The sequence below is a fragment of the Actinomyces bowdenii genome (assembly GCF_017592395.1).
Lineage (GTDB): Bacteria > Actinomycetota > Actinomycetes > Actinomycetales > Actinomycetaceae > Actinomyces > Actinomyces bowdenii.
Map to the genome: position 1 here is coordinate 39,055 of NZ_JAGFOU010000011.1, position 22,886 is coordinate 61,940.

Below are 22,886 nucleotides of genomic sequence, written 5' to 3' on the forward strand. Positions count from 1 at the left end.
ATCACAGGGAAGGGATAGTCTCCTCTGCGACTCCTGCCAGGTGGGGATAAGCGATGTCGTTCACGTTTCGGCTAGGCTGGTCGGCGTGAACGACTCCACCCAGCCCGGCCTGATCGATCCGACCTCCTCCGCCGAGGACGAGGAGAAGGTCTTCCCCGTCCCCGCACCGCTGGAGTCCCACGGGCCCGCCAGGGTCATATCGATGTGCAACCAGAAGGGCGGGGTGGGCAAGACCACGACCACCATCAACCTGGGGGCGGCCCTGGCCGAGTACGGCCGCAGGGTCCTCATCGTCGACTTCGACCCCCAGGGCGCGGCCTCGGCCGGCCTGGGCATCAACGCCCACGAGCTGGACTCCACGATCTACGACCTGCTGGTGGCCGCCCGGCCCGATATCCGCACCGTCATCCACCAGACCACGGCCCCCGGGCTGGACATCGTCCCGGCCAACATCGACCTGTCGGCCGCCGAGGTGCAGCTGGTCAACGAGGTGGCCCGCGAGCAGGCCCTCAAGCGGGTGCTGCGACCCGTCCTGGATGACTACGACGTCATCCTCGTGGACTGCCAGCCCTCCCTGGGGCTGCTGACCATCAACGCCCTGACCGCCTCCCACGGCGTCATCATCCCCCTGGAGACCGAGTTCTTCGCCCTGCGCGGGGTGGCGCTCCTGGTGGAGACCGTCGAGCGCGTCAAGGACCGCCTCAACGCGAGCCTCCAGATCGACGGCATCCTGGCGACCATGGTGGACACCCGCACCCTGCACTCGCGCGAGGTGCTCGAGCGCCTGGAGCAGGCCTTCGGCGAGCAGCTCTTCGACACCCAGATCCGGCGAACGATCAAGTTCCCGGACGCCTCGGTGGCCAGCGAGCCCATCACCAGCTACGCGCCCTCCCACCCCGGTGCCCTGGCCTACCGGCGCCTGGCGCGGGAGATCATCGCGCGCGGAGATGTCGCCTGAGCAGCCAGCCGCGCCCGAGGAACCGGGCCACCCCCAGGAGGCCGGGCCCGCCCGGGTCGCCGGGTTCTCCGTGGCCCTGCCCCAGTTCGAGGGCCCCTTCGACCTGCTCCTGACCCTCATCGCGCGCAAGCGCCTCAACATCACCGAGCTGGCCCTGGCCGAGGTCACCGACGACTTCATCGCCCATATGCGGGCCGACTGGGACCTGGGGCGGGCCAGTGAGTTCCTGGTGGTGGCCTCCACGCTCCTGGCGCTCAAGGCCCACCGGCTCCTGCCGCATGAGGAGGATGAGGAGGACCCGGACCTGGAGCTGCTGGAGGCCCGCGACCTGCTCTTCGCCAGGCTCCTGCAGTACCGCGCCTACAAGGAGGCCGCGGCCGCCTTCCAGGAGCGGGCGCTGCGCGCCTCGCGCTCCCACCCGCGCGTGGTGGGCCTGGAGCCGCACCTGGCTGCCCTCCTGCCCAGGCTGGTGTCCACAATCACCCCCGAGGACCTGGCCCGACTGGCCGTGGCGGCCCTCACCCGCCCGGACGACCCCGGCGTCCAGACCGTCCACCTCCACGAGTCCGTGCCCGTGGGCGAGCAGATCAGCCTCATCGTCTCGCGCCTGCGCTCCGGCGGGGCACTGACCTTCTCCGAGCTCATCGACGACGCCGGGCGCACCGCCGTGGTCGTCGCCCGCTTCCTGGCCCTGCTCATCCTGCACCGCCAGGGCGCGGCCGACCTGGAGCAGGACGAGGCCATGGGTGAGATCACGGTGCGGTGGTGCGCCCCGCGCGAGGGCCTCAGCGGCATCATGGTGGGCGATGTCGAGGAGGAGTTCGCATGAGCCCGTCACCCCCCAGCGAGCCGGGAGCCCCGCCGGAGCCCAGCGGCGCCGGCAGCCCTGGCGGCAGTGGCGCTGCTGACGGCGCTGAGGGCGCCGACCGGGCTGATGGCGAGGCTCCCGATGTGGGCGCCCCCGAGCTTCGCAGCGCCGCCGAGGCGATCCTGGTGGTGGCCGACGAACCCGTGACCACCGAGGCGATCGCCCAGGCCCTCGGCCTGGAGGAGGGCGCGGCTCATGAGCTCCTGGAGGATCTGGCCGCTGAGTACCGGGGCGAGCACGCGGGCTCGCGGCCCCGGGGCTTCGTGCTGCGGCGGGCCGCCGGGGGCTGGCGCCTGGCCTCGGCCCCCCGGCACAGCGACCTGGTGGAGGCCTTCGTCGTCGGCGGCGCCACGGCCCGCCTGTCGCAGGCGGCCCTGGAGACCCTGGCGGTCATCGCCTACCGCCAGCCCGTGACCCGGGGGCGGGTGGCGGCCATCCGCGGGGTCAATGTCGATGGAGTGGTGCGCACCCTGCACGCCCGGGGCCTCATCGAGGAGACCGGGGCCGAGCCCTCCGGCGCCATCCTCTACCGCACGACGCCCGAGTTCCTGGAGTACCTGGGGATCGACTCCCTGGAGGAGCTGCCGCCGCTGGCACCCTACCTGCCGGGCGCGGAGTCGCTGGCGGATATCGCCGAGGAGATGACTGATAGGAGCATGAGATGAGCAGGATGGGTGCCGGGAGCCGCAAGGCCTCCAGGGCGTCGCGGAGCCGTGGAGAGCCGATCGTCCCGCAGGGCGACTTCGGGGCCGAGGAGTTCTACGACGAGGACGACATCGAGGACCTCGACGACCTGGACGAGCAGGCCGACGCCGAGCTGCTGGCGGCCTTCGACGCCGAGGCCCTGGGGGAGGATGAGGAGGCACGGGCCCTGGAGGCGCGCGAGCGCGGGAGCCGGGGCGGGGACCAGGATCCGCACGTCGAGGGCGGCCAGCGCCTCCAGAAGGTCCTGGCCCACGCCGGCGTGGCCTCACGGCGGGCCAGCGAGCAGCTCATCGCCGACGGCCGGGTCAGTGTGGCCGGTGTCACCGTGTGGGAGCCGGGTCTGCGCGTGGACCCCGCCGTCCAGGAGATCCGGGTGGACGGCCGGCGCATCCTGGCCGACCCCGGTCTCATCACGGTGCTGCTGCACAAGCCCGCCGGGGTGGTCACCACCATGGAGGACCCCGGGGGCCGGCCCACGGTCGCCCAGTACGCCCAGCGCTACCTGGCCGATCACCCCGAGTTGCCGTCCCAGGCCCGCCTGGTGCACGTCGGGCGCCTGGACGCCGAGACCGAGGGCCTGCTCCTGCTGTCCAATGACGGGGAGCTGTCCCACCGGCTCATGCACCCCAGCTTCGAGATCGCCAAGACCTATGTGGCCATCGTCCAGGGGCAGGTCGAGCCCTGGGTTCCCCGCAAGCTGCGGCGGGGCATCGAGCTGGAGGACGGGCCCGCCCGGGCCGACCGGGTCACGGTCAAGGACTCCGGGCCGCAGGGCTCCATCGTGGAGATCACCCTGCACTCGGGGCGCAACCGGATCGTGCGGCGCATGCTCGACGCCGTGGGCCACCCCGTCATGCGCCTGTCGCGCACGCGCCTGGGGCCGCTGGGCCTGGACGGCCTGGGCCCGGGTCAGATGCGGGCGCTGAGCGCCCGGGAGCTGATGACGCTCCAGGACGAGGTGGGGCTGTGAGCACCGGCAGCACCAGCGGCACTGGCGGTCCTGGCCCCACAGGGGCCTTGGCGGCGCAGGAGGCGCCCGCCTCCACGCGCGGCCCCGTGCTCGTGGTGGGCACCGGCCTGCTGGGCACCTCCCTGGCCCTGGCCCTGGTGAATGCCGGTGTCGAGGTCCAGCTCTCCGACACCTCGCCGACCTCCCTGGCCCTGGCCCGCGACATGGGCGCGGGCCGGCCCCGGGCCGAGGGCGACCCCGAGCCGCAAATCGTCGTGGTGGCCACGCCACCGGATGTCGCCGCCCAGGTGGTGATCCGCGAGCTCGCCGCCCACCCGGGGGCGGTGGTCACCGACGTCGCCTCGGTCAAGGAGCGGGTGGCCGCCCAGGTGCGGGCCGCCGCGGGGCCGCAGGCCGGCCGCTACGTGGGCAGCCACCCCATGGCCGGGCGGGAGCGCTCGGGGGCGGTGGCCGCCGACTCCGACCTGTTCGCCGGGCGCCCCTGGGTGATCGTGGGCCAGGGGGCGGATCCAGGTGCGGAGCTGGTGGTCAGGAACCTGGCGGTGGATGTGGGGGCCATGCCGGTGCGCATGGGCGCGGCCGAGCATGACGCCGCGGTGGCCGCCGTCTCCCACGTGCCCCAGCTGGTGGCCTCCCTGGTGGCGGCCCGCCTGGAGTCGCTGGGGGAGAGCGCCCTGGCGCTCTCGGGCCAGGGGCTGCGCGACGTCACCCGGATCGCCGCCTCCGATCCGCGCCTGTGGTCGGCCATCATCGTGGGCAACGCCCCCGCCGTCGTCGAGCTGCTGCGCCGGCTCAGCGATGACCTGGCGGGACTGCTGGCCGGCATCGAGTCCGCCGTCGGCCACGGGGAATCGGATGGGCCGGGGGAGCCGGGCGGGCCCGGGCGGGCGCCGCTCATCGCCCCCGGGGCCGTGGGCGCGATCACCGACGTCATGGTGCGGGGGAATGCGGGCCGGGCGCGGATCCCCGGCAAGCACGGCGGCGCCCCGCGCCGCTACGCCGAGATCCAGGTGCTCGTGCCCGACTCGGCGGGCCAGCTGGGGCGGCTCTTCTCCGACATCGGCGAGGCCGGGGTCAATATCGAGGACTTCTCCCTGGAGCACTCCGCCGGCCAGAGCGCGGGCATCGCCCAGGTGTGCGTGCTGCCGGCCGCCGCCCAGGGCCTGGAGGAGGCCCTTGATGAGCGCGGCTGGAGGGTCGTGCGGGCCTGAGGGGGCGGGAGCGCGCTTCTCGGTCCGCCTGACTCGTGCAGGAGAGCGAGGCGCTGGCCTCAAGGGGCCACGGGCCCGGGCTGAGGCGGCCTGTGTTGGTGCTCATGGGAGCCGCATCCTCAGCGAGGCGCGCGGATGTGGGACGCTTGGCCCAGCCCTTGACCGCAATCCGCGCTCACCCGCGCTCATCTGCACTGCCTGGAGGACCACATGGGAATCGTCGTCGCGATCGACGGGCCGAGCGGCTCGGGGAAGTCCACGGTCTCACGGGCCGTGGCGGCCGAGCTGGGGCTGGCCTATCTCGACACCGGCGCCATGTACCGGGCCGCCGCCTGGTGGTGCGAGCACGAGGGCATCGACCTGGCCGACGCCACGGCGGTGGCCCGCGCCGTGCAGGCCATGCCCCTCCAGGTCGGCCTGGACCCCGAGGGCCCCACCTTCACCTGCGCGGGCCAGGACATCTCCGCCGCCATCCGCGAGCCGCATGTGGCCGCCGTCGTCTCCACCGTGGCCACGAACCTGGAGGTGCGCGCCGAGCTGGCCCGCCTCCAGCGCGAGATCATCGACACCGAGCGCCGCGGGGGGCCCTCCTCCTTCTCCCAGGGCGCCGGGATCGTGGCCGAGGGCCGGGACATCACCACCGTGGTGGCCCCCGAGGCCGAGGCGCGCCTGCTGGTCACAGCCACCGAGGCGGCCCGCCTGGCCCGCCGGGCCGCCGAGCTGGACGCCGCCGGCAAGGCGGTGGAGGCCGCCGACCTGCGCGACCAGGTCCTGCGCCGCGACCGCGACGACGCCACCGTCTCCCAGTTCCTCACCGCCCCCGAGGGCGTCACCCTGGTGGACACCTCCGACCTCACCCTGGAGCAGTCCATCAGCCGGGTGCTGGACCTGGTGGAGGAGGCCGTCGATGCCGCGGCCGCCCAGGATGATGAGGCCGAGCTGCGGGCCCAGGCCATGCGCGCCGGCCTGGAGGACTACGAGCTGGAGGAGGAGGACCTGGCCCTCCTGGAGCAGGAGGGGCCCGCGCCGGCCCCCGAGGCTCCTGAGTTCGGGCTGCCGGTCCTGGCCGTCGTCGGGCGCCCCAACGTGGGCAAGTCCACCCTGGTCAACCGGGTGCTGGGACGGCGGGTCGCTGTCGTTCAGGACACCCCCGGGGTGACCCGCGACCGCGTGTCCTACCCCGCGGAGTGGGCGGGGCGCCACTTCACCATCGTGGACACCGGGGGGTGGGAGGTCGATGTTCGCGGCCTGGAGGCCTCCGTGGCCACGCAGGCCGAGGTGGCCGTGGAGATGGCCGACGCCGTCCTGCTGGTGGTCGATGCTCAGGTGGGTATCACCGAGACCGACGCGCGCGTGGTCTCCATGCTGCGGCGCAGCGGCAAGCCCGTGGTGCTGGCCGCCAACAAGGTCGACTCCCCGGCCCAGGAGGGCGACGCCGCCGCCCTGTGGAACCTGGGGCTGGGCGAGCCCTACCCGGTCTCGGCCCTGCACGGGCGCGGCAGCGGGGAGGTCCTCGACGCCGTCATGGAGATCCTGCCCGAGGTCTCCGCCGTGGCCGGGCCCAGGAAGGATGACGGCCTGCGCCGCGTGGCCCTGGTGGGCCGCCCCAACGTGGGCAAGTCCTCCCTGCTCAACTCCATCGCCGGCTCCGAGCGCGTGGTGGTCAACGAGACCGCTGGCACCACCCGCGACCCGGTGGACGAGATCATCGAGCTCGATGGGCGCCGGTGGGTCTTCGTGGACACCGCCGGGATCCGGCGCCGCATCCGCCAGACCCGCGGGGCCGACTACTACGCCGTGCTGCGCACCCAGGGCGTGATCGAGAAGGCCGAGGTGGCCGTGGTGCTGCTGGATGCCTCCGAGCCCATCAGCGAGCAGGACGTGCGCGTCATCCAGCAGGTCGTCGATGCCGGGCGGGCACTGGTGCTGGTCAACAACAAGTGGGACCTGGTGGACGAGGAGCGCCAGAAGATGCTCGCCTGGGAGACCGAGCACGACCTGGCCCACGTGTCCTGGGCGCCGCATATCAACCTGGCGGCGCGCACCGGCTGGCACACCAACCGGCTCGTGCGCGCCCTGGATGCGGCGCTGGAGGGCTGGACCACGCGCGTGCCCACGGGCAGGCTCAACGGCTTCCTCGGCGAGCTCCAGTCGGCTACCCCCCACCCGGTGCGCGGGGGCAAGCAGCCGCGGATCCTCTTCGCCACGCAGGCGCAGGTGGCCCCGCCGCGCATCGTCATCTTCACCACCGGGTTCCTGGACGCCGGGTACCGGCGCTTCATCGAGCGCAGGCTGCGTGAGGAGTTCGGCTTCGTGGGCTCGCCCATCCAGATCGGTGTGCGCGTGCGCGAGAAGCGCCAGCGCCGCTGAGTGCCAGGTACCCCGACGACCTCAGCGATATGCGAGTGCGGGGTGCAGAATGCGAGTGCGGGGTCATCGCATTCTGCACCCCGCACTCGCATTCTGGATGCCGTTGGCGCGGCGCTGCGGGGTGGCGCATCCCTATAGCCCCGCCAAGCCGCCAGAGGCTCATCCCCTGCTCGCGTCATCCCTGAGGGACGGCGGTGAGAAGGAAGCGAGTGGCGTCATGCGCCATCGGGATGAATCGTTATCTGCATCACATGCGCTATGGTGGCGGCATGATCGATCACATCTCGCTCATCGTCAGTGATGTCGGGGCCTCCAGGGCCTTCTACGAGCGGGCGCTGGCTCCGCTGGGCTATAAGGCGGTGGCGGAGCACGGGCCGGTGGTGGGCCTGGGCGCTCCCGCGGAGGAGGCCGGTGCGGTGGCCGAGTTCTGGCTGGTGCCGGGGGAGGAGCCTCAGCCCGTCCACCTCGCGCTGACCGCGGGCAGTATGGAGGAGGTGGAGGCCTTCCATGCTGCTGGCCTGGCAGCTGGTGGGAGCGACAACGGCGGGCCCGGTGAGCGGCCCTGGTATCACCCCGGCTATTACGGCGCCTTCGTCCTCGACCCCGACGGGCACAACCTTGAGGTCGTCTACCACCACGCCAGTCCTGCTCAGGAGTAGTGCTGAGTCGAGCGGCACTCACGGGGAGCAGTGGCTGAGCGTGTTGGTGCCAGCCTCAGCCCTGCTCGGCGGCCCAGGCGGCGACTCGGCGGGCGCTCTCGGCCTCGGAGAGGTCCTCCACGCGGGTCATGATCGTCCAGCGCACGCCAAAGGGGTCGGTGATGGAGGCGTAGCGGTCGCCTGAGACGAAGGTCGTCGCCTCCTCGCGGACGGTGGCCCCGGCCCGCATTGCCCGGGCGAGAAGCTCATCGACATCCGGGCAGTACAGGCCGATGGAGTAGCAGGCCGCCCCGCCGGCGGGAGGCGGTACGAGCCCGTGGTCGGGGGTCGGCTCGCCGATCTGCAGCCGGCCGTTGCCGAAGTCCAGCTCGGCATGGATGACAATGCCGTTGATCTCGGTGATATCCACGACCCGCGCTCCCAGGGCATCGCGGTAGAACCCGACTGCCTGCCCGGCGCCCTCGATGGCCAGGAAGGGAGTGAGGCTGGTGAAGCCGTGGGGGATGCCGCCGGTGGTGTGGGTGCCAGAGATGCCGCGCCGGGAGGGGTGGCGACTGGAGTGCTGGTGGGTGTCATTCGACGTGGTCTGTGATTCCATGCCCGTGACGCTAGGGGCCCGCTCGGGGCCCGTCTTGAAGATTCGCGACAGGGCTGTGAGGGGGGAGTGCTCGGCGTGGGTGCAGCGGGAGAAGCGAGAGTCAGCGGCGGCCCGGGCTCGGTATCCGTGCAGGCTGATGGCCGCGGGGTGCTGTACCCCGGTAGGCTGCCCGACTTCCACCGGGAGCCGGCACCGCCTGAGTTGGCGGAGACGGTCCGGTGGTTCTGGGTGCCGTGCTGGGATCTTCCGCCAGGGGTGAGCTCGCGACAGGAGGTACTGCCGTTTCCTGCTGCCAACCTCGTGGTCGAGCCTGAGGGGGTGCGCCTGTACGGGCCGACCACGGGTGTATCGGTGCGGGTGCTGGAGGGGCGGGGCTGGGCAGTGGGGGCGCTCCTGCTACCGGCGGGGCTGGGGCGGATGCATGGGGCCCCAGGGGAGCTGCGGGATGCATCGGTGGAGGTCGATGCCCCGGGGCTGCACCGTGCTGTTGTGGCCGCCATGGGCGGGGGTGATGCGGCGGGGCGGGCCGAGGACGGGCACCGGGAGGCGGGGCGCTCGGCGGCCGTGCGGGCCTTGGAGGAGTGGTTGGGGGAGGAGATGCTGCCGCTGGATGCGGAGGGGCTGGTGGCCAATGCGATGGTGGAGCTCATCGCCTCGACCCGTGAGCTGGTGCGGGTGGAGCAGCTCGCCGAGCGCATGGGAATGTCGGTGCGCGGCGTGCAGCGCCTGGCGGCCAGGTGGATCGGGCTGCCTCCCCTGGCGGTGATCCGTCGTTATCGGTTGCAGGAGGCGGCGCTGCGGCTGCGTGAGGATCCGGGGTTGAGTGTGGTGCGGGTGGCGGCGGATCTGGGGTATGCCGATCAGGCGCATCTGGCCGCTGACTTCCGGGCGGTGGTGGGGCTGGCACCGAGCCGGTACCGCCGGGGGCAGGTGTCGTGGGATTGAGAGGGTGGGTGGAGGTGTCCAGATCTCTTACAAAGGGAGCGATCCAGTATGAGGCGCCAGTGGTGATCCGCATGTTTCTGCGGATCCTGTTGGGCCGTGCGGGGCTGGTGGGCGCCTTTGTGAGGGATTCGGACACCCGGGTGCCGGGGCCCGCTCTTCTCGCGGCTCGCGCTCCCGAAGGCCGGGCCCCGGAGCCCAGGTCCCAAGCGGCCGGCAAGGGCGAACTGCTACTGTACTGTGGGATCCTCGCTGCCGGATTCGTTCCCTTCGGTAGCCATGTCGGGAGAGTCGTCCTCGATGATTCGCAGAATATTGCCGTTCTCATCAAACTGAGCCCACCGGGCACCCTGAGGCAGGCCAGTGATACGGTCGAGCAGCATTGATCTTGGGAAAGTAATGCTGTCTTCCGATTCTTGGTAATCAACATTAAAGGTTGCACTTTGAAAGTCAGCGTTCTGGGTGAAGGTCACACCCCGGAAGTCGGCTTCCTGGGTGAAGGTCGTGCCTCCGAAGTCGATGTCCTGGGTGAAGGTCGTGCCTCCGAAGTCAGCCCTTCGGCTGAAGATCGCGTCTCCAAAATTGGCTTCCTGGGTAAAGGTCGTGCCTCCAAAATTGGCTTCCTGGGTGAAGTTCGCGTCTCTGAAATTGGCTTCCTGGGTGAAGTTCGCAGCCCAGAAGTCGGCTTCCTGGGTGAAGGTTGCGTCTCCGAAGTCGGTGTCCTGGGTGAAGCTCGCACCCCAGAAGATAACGCGCTGAGCGAAGATCGCATTCCCGAAGTAGGCGCCCTGGGTGAAGTTCGCACCCCAGAAGATGGCGCCCTGGGTGAAGATCGCGCCCCCAAAGTCTGTGCCGTAGTTGAAAGTCGCATGGTGGAAATTCGGTCTTTCGGCGAGGATTGCTCCGTGGAGGTCGATAGAACAGTTGCACCACAACTGCTCGTCTTGGACCTCCTGCACTACCTCTGGATGGTGCTCGGTGGCTTCGCGGCGTTTGCGAAGGTGGCGGGCCAGGACCTCGAGGATCGTCGACTCGACGGCGCCATCATCGCTCACATAGATCTTATCATCTCCGTCTTCTGCGTCCGTGGGAGTCACCCATTCCCCGCGCTTGGTGCGCAGGTAGCCGCAGAGGATGTCGACGACGCGCTGACGGTAGTCACCCCGGTAGATGTCCGCAGTATCAGCCAGGGAGTACACGCCCGAGATTCTCACTTGAGGAGAGGCGCTTCCCAACTGCTGCACTGCAGTGAGCAGTTTCTGCTCCGCTCTCTCTAACTCCGCTGCGGCCTCTGTGCGCTCGGCGCTTGCCCGCTCCCGGTACTTGATGACGAGATAGCCGACGCCACCGATACCGCCGATTGTCGTTAACGAAACCTTGACCAGGTCTAACGATGTCGTCGCACTATCACTGACGTCTCTCCAGTTCGTCAGCAACCGATCCCACGACCAGTACCCGCCGTTGCCCCACAGCCAGCCCAGCACTGTGAATAAGAGCAATGCTAACAATACCCAGATGAAGATGACTAAGAATAGTGGCCAGGCACCTGGCCCCCGCTGGCGTCCTGGTCGTTGTTCATTAGTTCGGCCGCTATTGAACATGTAAGTCCCTCTCAATCGCCCATTGATACTGTGATTACGTATTTTACTGAGGTGCGTCTGCTGTCGAAGTGTGGGACGTCACACTCTCTGTCGCAGTCCTTCGCCGTTATCGGTTGCAGGAGGCGGCGCTGCGGTTGCGTGAGGATCCGGGGTTAAGTGTGGTGGGGGACTGAGAGGGTGAGTGGAGGTGTCCAGATCCCTTACAAAGGGAGCGATCCAGTATGAGGCGCCAGTGGTGATCCGCATGTTTCTGCGGATCCTGCTGGGCCGTGCGGGGCTGGTGGGCGCCTTTGTGAGGGTTTCGGACACCCGGGTGCCCGGCCCGGCTCTTCTAGCGGCTCGCGCTCCCGAAGGCCGGGCCCCGGAGCCCAGGTCCCAGGCGGCGGGGGAGGGCGAGCGGCTAGGCTGGGTCCATGCAGACACCTGTTGACCCCACTGCCACGTCCGCCTGGAAGCGCCTGACCGAGCTGCACGAGGCCATGGAGCCCGACCTGCGCGCCTGGTTCGCCGATGACCCGCAGCGCGCCGAGCGCTTCTCCTACGAGCTCGCCGACCTCTACGTCGACCTGTCCAAGAACCTCCTGACCGATGACGTCCTCAGTGCCCTGGCCGAGCTCGCCGAGGCCGTCGACCTGCCCGCTCGCCGCGACGCCATGTACGCCGGGGAGCACATCAACATCACCGAGGACCGGGCCGTCCTGCACACCGCCCTGCGCCGCCCCGCCACCGACACGCTTGTCGTCGACGGCCAGGACGTCATCGCGGACGTCCACGGGGTCCTGGACAAGATCTACGCCTTCGCCGACCGCGTGCGCTCGGGGCAGTGGACCGGCATCACCGGCAAGCCCATCGAGACGGTGGTCAACATCGGCATCGGCGGCTCGGACCTGGGCCCGGTCATGGTCTACGAGGCACTCAAGCCCTACGTCAAGGACGGCCTGGAGTGCCGCTTCATCTCCAACATCGACCCGGCCGACTGCGCCGAGAAGGTCAAGGACCTCGACCCCGAGACCACCCTGTTCATCATCGCCTCCAAGACCTTCACCACCCTGGAGACCCTCACCAACGCCCGCATGGCCCGCGACTGGTTCCTCGCGGCCCTCGAGGAGCGGGGCCTGCCCACCGAGGGCGCCATCGCCAAGCACTTCGTGGCCGTGTCCACCGCCCTGGACAAGGTCGCCGAGTTCGGCATCGACCCCGACAATGCCTTCGGCTTCTGGAACTGGGTGGGCGGGCGCTACTCCGTGGACTCCGCCGTGGGCACGGTCCTGGCCGTGGCCATCGGCCCGGAGCACTTCAAGGAGTTCCTGGGCGGCTTCCACGCCGTCGATGAGCACTTCGCCACCAAGGCGCCGGCCGAGAACGTGCCCATGCTCATGGGCCTGCTCAACGTCTGGTACGTCAACTTCTTCAAGGCCGCCTCCCACGCGGTCCTGCCCTACGCCCAGTACCTGCACCGCTTCGCCGCCTACCTCCAGCAGCTGACCATGGAGTCCAACGGCAAGTCCGTGCGCTGGGACGGCTCCCCGGTGACCACCGAGACCGGTGAGATCTTCTGGGGCGAGCCAGGCACCAACGGCCAGCACGCCTTCTACCAGCTCATCCACCAGGGCACCCAGCTCATCCCCGCCGACTTCATCGCCGTGGCCAACCCCGCCCACCCCACCAAGGACGGGGGAGTGGACGTCCACGAGCTGTTCCTGTCCAACTACCTGGCCCAGACCGCGGCCCTGGCCTTCGGCAAGACCGCCGAGGAGGTGCGCGCCGAGGGCACGCCCGAGGAGATCGTCCCGGCGCGCGTCTTCGCCGGCAACAAGCCGACCACCTCGATCCTCGCCCCGGCCCTGACCCCCTCGGTGGTCGGCCAGCTCATTGCGCTGTACGAGCACATCACCTTCACCCAGGGCATCGTGTGGGGCATCGACTCCTTCGACCAGTGGGGGGTGGAGCTGGGCAAGAAGCTCGCCCTGGAGATCGCCCCCGCCGTCCAGGGCGACGCCGCCGCGCTGGAGGCCCAGGACGCCTCGACCCGCGCCCTCATCACCCGCTACCGGGACCTGCGCCGCTGAGGCCCGCAGGCATGACGTCGGACGTGCCGGGCGCGGGTGTGCGCCAGGCGACGGCGGCGGACGCCCCGACCGTGGGGCGGCTGCTGCACGACTTCAACACCGAGTTCGACACGCCCACGCCCTCGGCCCAGGACTTCGCCGCCCGCTTCGGCGAGCTCCTGGGCCGAGGGGACGTGCTGGTCCTGCTGGCCGACCACGGGGATGAGGCCGTGGGGATGGCCTGCCTGACACTGCGGCCCACCCCCTACGGCCAGGGGCCCCTGGCCGAGTTGGAGGAGCTCTACGTCGTCCCCGGGCTGCGCGGGCAAGGCATCGGCAGTGCCCTCATCACCGCGGCCCTGGAGCGGGTGCGGGCGCGCGACGCCATCGAGATGCGCATCAACGTCGATGAGATCGACACCGATGCGCGCCGGTTCTACGAGCGGCACGGCTTCGCCAGCACCGTGCCCGGCACCGGGTCCCGGATGCTGTGCTACCTCCGGGAGCTGGACGAAGGGCGACCGATGCCCGGCACGCCCCCGGAGCCGACCGGCTATCCTGGCCACAATGACGCGTGAATCCTTGAGGAGGATGCCATGAGGGAGATCAGCGCTGAGGGTCTGCGCAAGCGCCTGGAGGCGGGTGAGGATCTGACGGTCCTCGACGTGCGCGAGCCGAACGAGGTGGCCGAGGCCGCCATCGAGGGCTCGGTGAGCATCCCGCTGGGGCAGGTGCTGGAGCGGGCCGGGGAGCTCGACTCCTCCCGGCCGGTGGCCGTCATCTGCGCCGGCGGCGTGCGCTCGGCCCGGGCTGTCGAGGCCCTGGAGGCCGCCGGCTACGCGGGGGAGCTGCTCAACGTCGAGGGCGGCATGAAGGCCTGGCTGGCGCAGTGAGGCCATCCGCGGTGCGACGACGGCGCCCGCAGGGCGCGCAGGAGGACATGACGCCAGTGGGGTGACTGGGGTCACCTCCCAGGGATTTCAGGACCGGCGCCCTCATGGGCTAAGGTTCTACTCGTTCCGAGCGGCCAGCAGGCCGGACGGGCACGGGCTGTGGCGCAGTTTGGTAGCGCACTTGACTGGGGGTCAAGGGGTCGTGGGTTCAAATCCCGCCAGCCCGACCAGTAGGCAATCGGACACCGACGATGGTTAATCCGTGAGGCATGAGCACAGTGCGCCCCTGAAGTGGCGCTGCTCCGGGTTTTGGCAGCACGGCTATCTCGCGGTGATGCCCCTCGGCACTCAGGAGCCGCTGCCACGACACGAGAGGCGAATGACCTGTGGATGGGGACGGTTGACGTATCCTACACCTTCGACACCCGAAGGTCGGAGGTTCCCGCAATGCCCGTCTATGCCCGATCCCGGCCGAGCAGCGGATCGGTTGTCGCCGGCTTCGTGCTGTCTGCGGTGACGTTCATTGCTTCCCTGCCCGCCTATGCTTTTGCCTTTGTTGGCTTGGTTGTTTTAGTCTATGAGGACGATATTCAAGTCTCGCGGCCATCGGGGAGCGCTGTTATTGATACGCTCACGACTGTGCTCACTATACTTATGGCAACTCCCTATCTTCTCCTGGGGGCTGGTTTAGCCGGATTTGTGTCCACCTCGATTCTCAGGCTCCTCTCTGGCTCAAATACTCCTGTTTCCCAAGGAAATTTTCGCAGGTCAGCTATGCTTGCTCACGCAAGATTCTTCTTGGTCGGTCCTGATCGCTCATCGTATGGCTATGTTGGAACTATCGTGATAGCGTCCATCTCCCTCTTCTGCTACCCGCTCGTTCTGATGTTCTGGGCATCCTCGGAGGGGACTTATCTTAGGGGTGCGGCGACGGCGGCTCTCGTAGTTTTCACCGTGTTACTGGCGAGTTCGTGGACTGTACTTGTGGCACTTCGTGGCGGGGTGGTTAGGGCTACCTGGAAAGGCTTGTATCTTCTGGGGCGCAGGGGCGGCCCGCTCCCGCTGCCGGCCAGCCGCGAGGAGCTGGGGACGCAGGACGTGCTCACCCGGCTGGGGCGGGTCAGGATCCACGGCACCATCAACGGGGTTCGCATCCCCCTGCTGTACCGCACTGCACGCCGCGGTGAGGTCGAGGCGGCGCGCCGCCGGGTCAACGAGCGCCTCGACGAGGTCTGGCAGATCCGGAACCTGGCCATTGAGCAGATCACGTTCCGTTACGCACACGTCCCCCGCCAGCCCCCCATAGCCATCGGCGGGTCAGGGGAGCGCAACAGAGCCCCATGACAGTCAGTGCCCCCGTGCCGGGCACGGGGCGCGCCGCACCGGCCGACTCGCTGACCGGGCCCGAGGCCGCCAGTACACTGGGCCCGCCCGGCGCGCCCCATGGTGGGGCCCTCGACCGACAGGGGACAGCGGTCAGGACGGCAATCCGACGGCCGTCGGCATGCATCATCTGTGAGACGGAGCCGGGACCATATCTGCACGGTGAAGGAGCACCCATGGCCATCGTCGACAACGGACCGAAGCCCAACGCCTTCGATATCGAGACCGCAACCACGGAGAACACCACCTACCGGACCGTGGCCTGGACCGGGAAGTACCTGCAGGTCACCCTCATGTCCATCCCGGTGGGCCAGTCCATCGGCCTGGAGACCCACCCCGAGACCGACCAGTTCCTGCGCATCGACGCCGGTCAGGGGCGCTGCGTCATGGGGCCGAGCCAGGACGACCTCAGCTTCACCCAGGAGGTCTCCGACGGCTGGTCCGTCCAGGTCCCCGCGGGCACCTGGCATGACATCATCAACACCGGTGACGAGCCCCTGCGCCTCTACACGGTCTACGCCCCCGTCCACCACGCCCAGGGCATAGTCCAGGCCACGGCCGCACAGGCCGAGGCCGATGACGAGGCCGGCCGGGACGAGCCGCCGTCGTGGACGATCCAGCCCGGCAGCGGCGCCGCAGACGGCCACGCCTGAGACCCGGGCCTCCCGCCCCCGCACTCACCCGGGGCGGCGGGCAGCGGAGACCGCATCCTGGACCCTGTGGTCGGCACGCGCCCACCACAGGGTCCAGTAGTCCACCTCGCGGATTGCCTGATCCGTAGGCGCGCTGCGAGCGATGCGCGCGCAGATCCCATCCACCAGGAGCGCCAGCTGCCCATCATCAAGCTCATGGAGGATGGAGCGCCCGGTGCGCGAGAGCAGATCGGCGCGCAGGGAGGCGAGATCGTCGTAGGAGCGGCGCAGCTCGGCCAGCCGGTGGTGGCTGATGGCCCCGAAACCCGCCTCCCGCAGGTGCCGGTCCACCTCCTCGATGCCGGGGCGGCGCCCGGCCTCGACGTCGATGAGATGGGGGAAGATCTCGAAGAACCACCCGCGGAAGTGCTCAGCCGACGACGGCGCGAGAACATCCTCCATCGTCCGGTCCTGGATGAGCAGAATCCCGCCGGGGATCAGGAGACGGCGCGCTTCGGCAAGCACGGCGGGAATCGAGCGCACATGGTGGATGAGGGCGCGCAGTAGGACCGCATCCGCACTGCCATCGGGCAGTCCGGTGCACGCCGCGTCGCCCTGCACGAAACGCACCTCACCAGCGCCAAGGCCGCGCGCCCGCTCGCGCGCATCGGAGACCATCCGCGCCGAGAAATCGACACCGGTGACGAGCGCCCCCATCTGGGCCATGGCGGTGCTGTAGATGCCCCCGCCGCAGCCGATGTCCACCACGCGCAGCCCCCGCAGGTCGACGATGCCGGCAACGGCGCTCACCCACCCGGGGTCAGCACCGCGCGACGCATAGGCGCCGGCACTGGACTCGGCGTGGAAGTCCATCGACATGGGCGTCTCCTCTCGGGCGCGGCGTCAGCGGCATCCATCCAGGCCAGGAGCCTCGCCGTCGGTGCTGTCGAATTCTGCCCCCGCGCGGATGCGCGCCAGCATCTCGGGGATGCGTGTGGTGGTGGCGAGCCAGAACACGTCGTCGTTCATCGACCGGTAGCGGGCATGCGCCACGATATTGCGCGTGGTGCGGATGGCGAGGCGCTCCTCCCGGGTGAGAACCGCTAGGCAGGGCTCCAGCTCGGCGCGTTCCATGAGGGCCGCGAGGCGGATCACGACCATGCAGGCCATGTCATAGGTCTGCCCACCATCATGGAAGCCCTGACGGCCCTGGGCTGTCACGGCCTCGATCCTGGCCTGCAGGAGCGTGAGCTCCCTGTGAAGGTTCTCCCTGTCGTAGGACCGCGCAGCCTCGCGGCGCGCCCGGGGCGTGAATCTCGGACCACCGGGCCCGCTCACAGCGGAACCGCCTCACGCACGGCCTGGGCCAGAGCAGGGGGAACCGCGGTATCGCACACCACTTCCGTCGGGAAACCGGTGAGCTCCTTGACCTCATGGCCGAACAGGGCCAGATCAAGGAGGTCCGCCGTCTCCGACGGCGTGACCAGCAGGTCGATATCCGAGTCGAAACAGTCATCCCCGCGCATGGCGGAGCCGAACACGCGGGGCCTGCCCAGGCCCCGGGCCCGGGCGCACTCGACGATCCGCTCAGCATTGGCCGCCAGGGGCACCGAGGGCCGATAATCCGCCGCCTGCAGCACCCGCTGGAGCATCTGTGCTGAGATCGCCCGACTGCCCGACTCCATCTGGGCCAGGCTCGGCTGCCGTACCCCCGCGCGCTCAGCCAGTTGGGCCTGCGTGAGCCCCGCATCCAGGCGCGCGGCCCGGATGAGCCGGGGAGCGGCATTGACATCGAAACGGGCCATGTTCTGGATTATAGCGATCTTGCTATGAGAATCGACAGCTGCCAGGGGCACCGATGGCAGCTCATCCGCCGCCTGCAGCACGCCCCATCCCGGTGGTGGCAGCCGTGCGGATCATGAGGGGTCACGGGCACTCCCGCAGGCCGCTGGCCAGGCGCATGCCCCGGGGGTCGCGCACCAGGCCCGCCTCCGCGAGCAGGGCGCTGATCCCCCGGTCGAGTGCGGCCACCCCGTTGAGGGCCTCGACGACGCACCGCCGAGCACCACCCCGGTGGTCCCCGCGCTGGGCGGCGCGGCGCTCCTCAGCCACCAGGGCCACCAGCGCATCGAGCAGCTCGCCCCGATCGGCGGTGAACGAGGTCAGTGCCCGCATGCGCTCCGTGGCGTGCAGGACGGGGCGGCCGCCCGCCAGCACCACGCGCGCACCCCGGCGGCGCGGCGCCGCCTCTGCCTCGACCACGCGCTGAGTGAGGCCGGCAGGCAGCACGGGCTCGGGCCAGGCCACGCCACGACCCACCAGGCAGGCCGGATCCCTCGGATCCAGGACCACCATGGAGTCCTCCCTCGACGGCCCTGCCTCCGCATCGCCGTCTCCCGGCGCCGCGGATCGCAGCGCCTCCACCGTCCCACGCTCAGCCAACTGGAAGGGCCCCTGCCCCTCCACGAAGCGCCCCCGCAGCAGTGCGCCCGTGTCCTCCATGCGCCGGAGCACGGGCATGAGCGGAGTCAGGCCGCCACGTTCCCCCGCTGCCAGCGCGATATCGCGGGAGATAACCCCGTAGCGGTCCAGGAGCGATTCGATGATCGCCAACGCGCGCTCCTCCTGGCCCGCCTCCGGCTCGACCAGGGCCCGCCACTGCCGGCTGCCGGCCACCACGGCCTCCACCGCACTCGGACCGCCAGTGCCGGCCGCACTGCTCGTGCCGGCGGCTGCGAGTGGGCGCGAGGCCAGGCCCGCGTACCGGCCCCTCCCGCGACGGCTGCGCACCCGCCTGGGAGAAGGAGCCGGCGCCGGGCGCAGCGCGCGGCGGACCGGCTCGAAGGACCCCGCCGTCGCCCGCCCCGCCAGCACCTCCTCCCACAGGCCTGCGGCCTCAGCGCCCAGTGCCATGGCCGAGTCGGCCACGGGCGCCAGGGGTGAATCGGAGGGGAAGAAGGCGATCTCATCGGGAGCGGCCACTGCCCCCTCATCACGAGCCGTGCCACCGGCCGCACCCGGTGGGGCCTCCCGGGCGGTCCCGCCCGGCCCGTCGCTCCGGCCGCTGCGCGCCTGCCACACCACCTCACCGGCGGCCAGGAGCTCGTCGAGCATGGCCGGCCGGTAGTCGGCCACCCGCGCGGGCAGGACCGCCTCCTCCCACAGGGCGGCGGGCAGCCACACCCCCTCCAGGGCGGCCAGCGCCTCGGCCAGGCCGTCGATCCCACCACGGGGCTCGGTGAGCCCGGCCCGATCCAGGACCAGGCGCTGGAGGGCTGCGGCCCCCACCGGCTCGATCGCCTCACGGGCCCGCGCCAGGGACCGGGCGCGGATCCTGCGGAAGACCTCCGGGGCCATCCATCCCGGCCCCGCCTCCCGCTCGCCGCCGGCCTCCCGGCCCGGCACCGGCCCCAGGCGCATGACCGCGCCCTCCTGAGCAAGACGCCCCAGGCACTCGGCGGCCACCGCCCGCCCCAGCCCGAAGGCCCGCGCCACCTGCTCCGCCGTGACCACCGCGTGGGTGCGCGCATACCTGACCACGAGCTCGCCCAGAGGGGAGCGGGCCGCCTCAGCCGCGACAGCAACGGCGCCGTCCTCGTCGCGCTGCCCAGCCCACTCGGGCACGACGGCGCCCAGGGCCTCGCGCAGCACAGGGCCGTCCTCGGCGCGCGCCCACACCTCGCACCCCCCGATCCGCAGCGTGAAAGCGCGCCGCGCCTCCTCCAGGACGGCCAGTGCCCCGTGCACCTGCGTCTCATCGGCCTGCCCGCCCACCGGCCCATCCGCCGTGGGTTCCTGAGAGTCGTGGGAGCCCTGGGACTCGGGGCCGAGGGCGCCCCGGCAGCGCTCGGCGATCTCTCCGGCGCTCAGCGGCCCCAGCTCGCGCAGCAGGTCCGCCACCCCCTCCGCATCAGGGCGCGCCCGGCGGTCCGGGGCCAGGCGCTGGAGCTGGGCGCCGACCTCCTCCAGGACCCCCGCATCGAGCAGCTCCGCGGCCGTCTGCTCGCCCATGAGCTCGGCTAGCACCTCCGGGTCCAGTGACAGCAGATGGGCGCTGCGCTCGGCATGGGGCAGATCCCCCTGGTAGAGCAGGGCGCTGGAGTAGCCGAGGAGCAGAGGGGCGGCGAAGGGCGAGGGGGAGTGGGGCGCCGCCTCCACCACCCGCACCGTCCCACCCGCGATGCGCTCCATGAGCCCGGCCAGGGCCGGCAGGTCGTAGACATCCTCAAGGCACTCGCGCGCCGCCTCCACGCTGATGGGGAATCCCTCGAAGCGCCGGGAGGCCTCCAGCAGCTGGCCGGATCTCAGCCTCTGGAGCCACAGGGGCGTGCGCCGCCCCGGCTGGGCCGCCGGCATGAGCAGGGCGCGGGCGGCGCACTCCCGGAAGCGGGCGGCGAACAGGGCAGTGCCCCCGATCCGCGAGCGCACCAGGCGGGTGAGCTCATCGGCGTCGAAGACGACCAGATCGGCCCCGGGCGCCTCCTGCTCCGTCATGGGGATCTGCACCACGATCCCGTCGTCGGCCACCACCAGCTGGGGCTCGATGCCCATGGTGGTGCGCAGGCGCTCACGGATCGCCATGGCCCACGGCTCGTGGACGGGCCTGCCCCAGGGGCTGTGGAGGATGAGGCGCCACGACCCGCTCTCATCCTGGCCGCGCTCGAGCACGAGGGTCGTGTCGCTGGGGATCGCGCCGGTGGCCGCCCGCTGCTCGCGCAGCAGTGAGATGAGGTTGCGCCGGGCCCGGGCATCCAGGCCGTCCTCGGCCAGGCGGGCCAGGAAGGCCGGGTCGGCCAGGGCGTCCTCCGTCACGCCGCCGCCCTCGTCCAGGCGCGCGGGCCAGGGGCCGGTGGCGATGGCGCCGGCGGCCCGGCGCAGGAAGGCGCCCTTGGCGGCGCCGGCGGCCGCGGGTCGCCCCGGCCCCTCGCCATGCCAGAAGGGCAGGCGCGCACTGCGGCCGGGGGCGGGGTCGACGACGACCCTCTCACCGGTGATCTCCCGCACCCGCCAGGCGGTGGTGCCCAGGGTGATGACGTCGCCCACGGAGGTCTCATTGACCATCTCCTCGTCGAGCTCGCCCACGCGGCGCCGGCCGCCCTCCTGGGCTCCCTCGGGCAGGACCACGGGGAAGAGCCCCCGGTCGGGGATGGTGCCCGAGGCGCCCACGGCCAGGCGCTGGGCGCCGGGCCGGGCGGTCAGGGCTCCCGCCTGCCGGTCCCAGGTCAGCCGGGGAGCGAGGTCGGCCAGGTCGGCCGAGGCGTAGCCCCCGGCGAGCATCTCCAGGACGGCCTCGTAGGCGCGCCGGGGCAGGCCCCGGTAGGGGGCGGCGCGGCGCACGGCGGCGTACCAGGCCTCGACGTCGAGGTCCTCCATGGCGGCGGCCGCCACCGTCTGCTGGGCCAGGACATCCAGGGCGTTGGCCACCAGGGCGGTGCGCTCGATGCGCCCCTGGCGCATGCCCTCGCTGATGACGGCGGCGTCGATGAGCTGGGTGCGCTGGACGGGGTAGATGGTGCCGCGGGGGCGCCCGCCCACGTGGTGGTTGGCGCGGCCCACCCGCTGCAGCCCCGAGGAGACCGACGGCGGCGGGGCCACCTGGAGGACCAGGTCGATCGATCCCATGTCGATGCCCAGCTCCAGGGAGGCGGTGGCCACCACGCAGCGCAGCGCACCGGATTTCAGCTCGCCCTCCACGGCCAGGCGCTGCTCCTTGGACACCGAGCCGTGGTGCGCCTTGGCGATGACGGGGGCCTCGGCAGGCAGCGCCGGGGCGTGGGAGGCGTCCCCCGCGTTCCAGGACTCCCGGTGGTGGGGGAGGGGCGGGGCCTCCGCCCGCGGGGCCCGGGGCAGGCCCAGCCGCCGGGCGTGGGCCTCGTTGAGGCGCGCGGTCAGGCGCTCGCACAGGCCCCGGGAGTTGACGAAGACCACCGTGGTGCGGTGGGCCAGCACCTGATCGAGGATCGCCTGCTCGATATGCGGCCAGATCGAGGGTGTCGAGGGGCCCGGTGCGCCGGGCGCCCCGCGGGCCAGGGCGCGATGCAGGGCCCGATTCGATCGCCACGCCCGGCTGCTGCCGGCCGGGCGCGCCGCCCCCTGCGCGCGGCCCGCGGCCGAGGGCGCGGCCGGGGCGCTCCCGGCGGCCTCCGGCCTGCCGGGGGTGCTCGGCAGGCTCGCCATATCAGGGACCGGGGCGATGACGCTGATCTCGGGCAGGGCCGGGGCCTCGTCGGTCACGATGGCCACCGGGCGGGACCCTCCCAGGAGCCGGGCCACCTCCTGGCGGGGGCTGACGGTGGCCGACAGGCCGATGCGCTGGGCGGGCCGCTCCAGGAGCAGGTCGAGGCGCTCCAGGGACAGGGCCAGATGCGCGCCCCGCTTCTGCCCGGCCACGGAGTGGATCTCATCGACGATGACCGTCTCCACCGTGGTGAGGGTCTGGCGCACCTTGCTGGTGAGCATGAGGTAGAGGGACTCGGGAGTGGTGATGAGGATCTCCGGTGGGCTCGTTGCCAGCCTGCGGCGCTGGGCGGCGGGGGTGTCGCCCGAGCGCATGGCCACGCTGATGGGCGCGGCCGCCTCGCCCAGCGCCTCAGCGGCCGCGGCGATCCCCGCCAGGGGGCGGCGCAGGTTGCGCTCGACGTCGGCGCCCAGGGCCTTGAGCGGCGAGACGTACAGGACGCGCACGCCCCTGCCCGCGCGGCGCCGGCCGGCCCGGCCGCCGGATGGCTCGCCTGGTGGCCTCCGGCGCCCCAGCCGGTCGATGGCCGACAGGAAGGCCGCCAGGGTCTTGCCCGAGCCGGTGGGGGCGATGACCAGTGCGCTGCCCCCACTGGCGATCGCCTCCCAGGCCCGGGCCTGCACCGGCGTCGGCCCGCCGGGGAAGGCCGCGTCGAACCAGGCGCGAGTGGCCGGGGAGAAGGACTCCGGGGCGTGGTCGGGCGCCACCGGGCCAGTGTTCGGCTCAGTCTGGGATCCGCGGGTCACGGCCCCCAGTATGGATGGCGCCGCCGACACCCATGCATGAGGGCGGCCCGGTGCGCCGGAGACA

Annotated in this window: 19 protein-coding genes and 1 tRNA gene; 14 read left to right on the top strand and 6 right to left on the bottom strand. The window is 71.3% G+C overall.

From position 1 onward, the window contains the following. Positions 1-85 precede the first annotated feature (85 nt). The 7 genes from J5X07_RS06340 to J5X07_RS06370 all read left to right on the top strand — a co-directional run bounded on the left by J5X07_RS06340 (position 86) and on the right by J5X07_RS06370 (position 7,741). A complete protein-coding gene (locus J5X07_RS06340) occupies positions 86-958 on the top strand; it encodes a ParA family protein (protein ID WP_124934521.1) in 873 nt (290 codons plus the stop codon). Further along, the gene (locus J5X07_RS06345) at positions 948-1,787 is read left to right on the top strand and encodes a segregation and condensation protein A (protein WP_208479039.1); all 840 of its coding nucleotides are present in this window, start codon (positions 948-950) and stop codon (positions 1,785-1,787) included. The genes J5X07_RS06340 and J5X07_RS06345 overlap by 11 nt, the downstream gene beginning before the upstream one ends. After that, positions 1,784-2,491, top strand: a complete 708-nt coding sequence (scpB, locus tag J5X07_RS06350; RefSeq protein WP_124934519.1) for an SMC-Scp complex subunit ScpB — start codon at positions 1,784-1,786, stop codon at positions 2,489-2,491. The genes J5X07_RS06345 and scpB overlap by 4 nt, the downstream gene beginning before the upstream one ends. A gap of 5 nt (positions 2,492-2,496) precedes the next feature. After that, positions 2,497-3,501: a pseudouridine synthase gene (locus tag J5X07_RS06355; protein WP_208479069.1), complete on the top strand. Its 1,005-nt coding sequence runs from the start codon at positions 2,497-2,499 to the stop codon at positions 3,499-3,501. Between the two features lie 47 nt (positions 3,502-3,548). Beyond that, positions 3,549-4,712, top strand: a complete 1,164-nt coding sequence (locus tag J5X07_RS06360; protein ID WP_208479070.1) for a prephenate dehydrogenase — start codon at positions 3,549-3,551, stop codon at positions 4,710-4,712. Positions 4,713-4,922: 210 nt separating this feature from the next. Next, positions 4,923-7,082, top strand: coding sequence for a bifunctional cytidylate kinase/GTPase Der (der, locus tag J5X07_RS06365; protein WP_208479040.1), 2,160 nt, complete (start codon positions 4,923-4,925; stop codon positions 7,080-7,082). A 269-nt stretch (positions 7,083-7,351) separates the two neighbouring features. Continuing rightward, positions 7,352-7,741, top strand: a complete 390-nt coding sequence (locus J5X07_RS06370) for a VOC family protein (protein WP_208479041.1) — start codon at positions 7,352-7,354, stop codon at positions 7,739-7,741. Positions 7,742-7,796: 55 nt separating this feature from the next. On the opposite strand, the gene J5X07_RS06375 is transcribed toward J5X07_RS06370, so the two are convergent. Continuing rightward, complete coding sequence (locus J5X07_RS06375) at positions 7,797-8,339, bottom strand: VOC family protein (RefSeq protein WP_208479042.1); 543 nt, start codon at positions 8,337-8,339, stop codon at positions 7,797-7,799. A 147-nt stretch (positions 8,340-8,486) separates the two neighbouring features. On the opposite strand from J5X07_RS06375, the gene J5X07_RS13400 reads away from it, so the two are divergent. Next, positions 8,487-9,284, top strand: a complete 798-nt coding sequence (locus J5X07_RS13400) for an AraC family transcriptional regulator (RefSeq protein ID WP_341769425.1) — start codon at positions 8,487-8,489, stop codon at positions 9,282-9,284. Positions 9,285-9,511: 227 nt separating this feature from the next. On the opposite strand, the gene J5X07_RS06385 is transcribed toward J5X07_RS13400, so the two are convergent. Beyond that, complete coding sequence (locus J5X07_RS06385) at positions 9,512-10,765, bottom strand: pentapeptide repeat-containing protein (protein WP_208479044.1); 1,254 nt, start codon at positions 10,763-10,765, stop codon at positions 9,512-9,514. A 530-nt stretch (positions 10,766-11,295) separates the two neighbouring features. Between J5X07_RS06385 and pgi the strand changes: the two genes are divergently transcribed. From pgi to J5X07_RS06415, 6 genes are all read left to right on the top strand, one after another. Next, on the top strand, positions 11,296-12,951 hold the full coding sequence (pgi, locus tag J5X07_RS06390; protein WP_208479045.1) for a glucose-6-phosphate isomerase: 1,656 nt from the start codon (positions 11,296-11,298) through the stop codon (positions 12,949-12,951). Positions 12,952-12,962: 11 nt separating this feature from the next. Beyond that, on the top strand, positions 12,963-13,508 hold the full coding sequence (locus J5X07_RS06395) for a GNAT family N-acetyltransferase (RefSeq protein ID WP_208479046.1): 546 nt from the start codon (positions 12,963-12,965) through the stop codon (positions 13,506-13,508). Between the two features lie 18 nt (positions 13,509-13,526). Further along, on the top strand, positions 13,527-13,823 hold the full coding sequence (locus tag J5X07_RS06400; RefSeq protein ID WP_124934377.1) for a rhodanese-like domain-containing protein: 297 nt from the start codon (positions 13,527-13,529) through the stop codon (positions 13,821-13,823). A 153-nt stretch (positions 13,824-13,976) separates the two neighbouring features. Next, positions 13,977-14,053: transfer RNA gene (locus J5X07_RS06405), tRNA-Pro, on the top strand. Positions 14,054-14,213: 160 nt separating this feature from the next. Then, positions 14,214-15,167, top strand: coding sequence for a hypothetical protein (locus tag J5X07_RS06410; RefSeq protein WP_208479047.1), 954 nt, complete (start codon positions 14,214-14,216; stop codon positions 15,165-15,167). Positions 15,168-15,382: 215 nt separating this feature from the next. After that, complete coding sequence (locus tag J5X07_RS06415; RefSeq protein WP_208479048.1) at positions 15,383-15,859, top strand: cupin domain-containing protein; 477 nt, start codon at positions 15,383-15,385, stop codon at positions 15,857-15,859. A 24-nt stretch (positions 15,860-15,883) separates the two neighbouring features. Here J5X07_RS06415 and J5X07_RS06420 read toward each other — a convergent pair whose 3' ends face one another. From J5X07_RS06420 to J5X07_RS06435, 4 genes are all read right to left on the bottom strand, one after another. After that, entirely contained in the window at positions 15,884-16,717 is an 834-nt protein-coding gene (locus J5X07_RS06420) for a class I SAM-dependent methyltransferase (protein WP_208479049.1), read from the bottom strand. A gap of 24 nt (positions 16,718-16,741) precedes the next feature. Beyond that, complete coding sequence (locus J5X07_RS06425; RefSeq protein WP_243896536.1) at positions 16,742-17,059, bottom strand: ribonuclease HepT family protein; 318 nt, start codon at positions 17,057-17,059, stop codon at positions 16,742-16,744. 113 nt (positions 17,060-17,172) lie between these two features. Continuing rightward, positions 17,173-17,643 carry a helix-turn-helix domain-containing protein gene (locus tag J5X07_RS06430; RefSeq protein ID WP_208479050.1) on the bottom strand — a complete coding sequence of 157 codons (471 nt, stop codon included), beginning with the start codon at positions 17,641-17,643 and terminating at the stop codon, positions 17,173-17,175. Positions 17,644-17,764: 121 nt separating this feature from the next. Next, positions 17,765-22,783, bottom strand: coding sequence for a DEAD/DEAH box helicase (locus J5X07_RS06435; protein ID WP_208479051.1), 5,019 nt, complete (start codon positions 22,781-22,783; stop codon positions 17,765-17,767). Between the last annotated feature and the right edge of the window lie 103 nt (positions 22,784-22,886).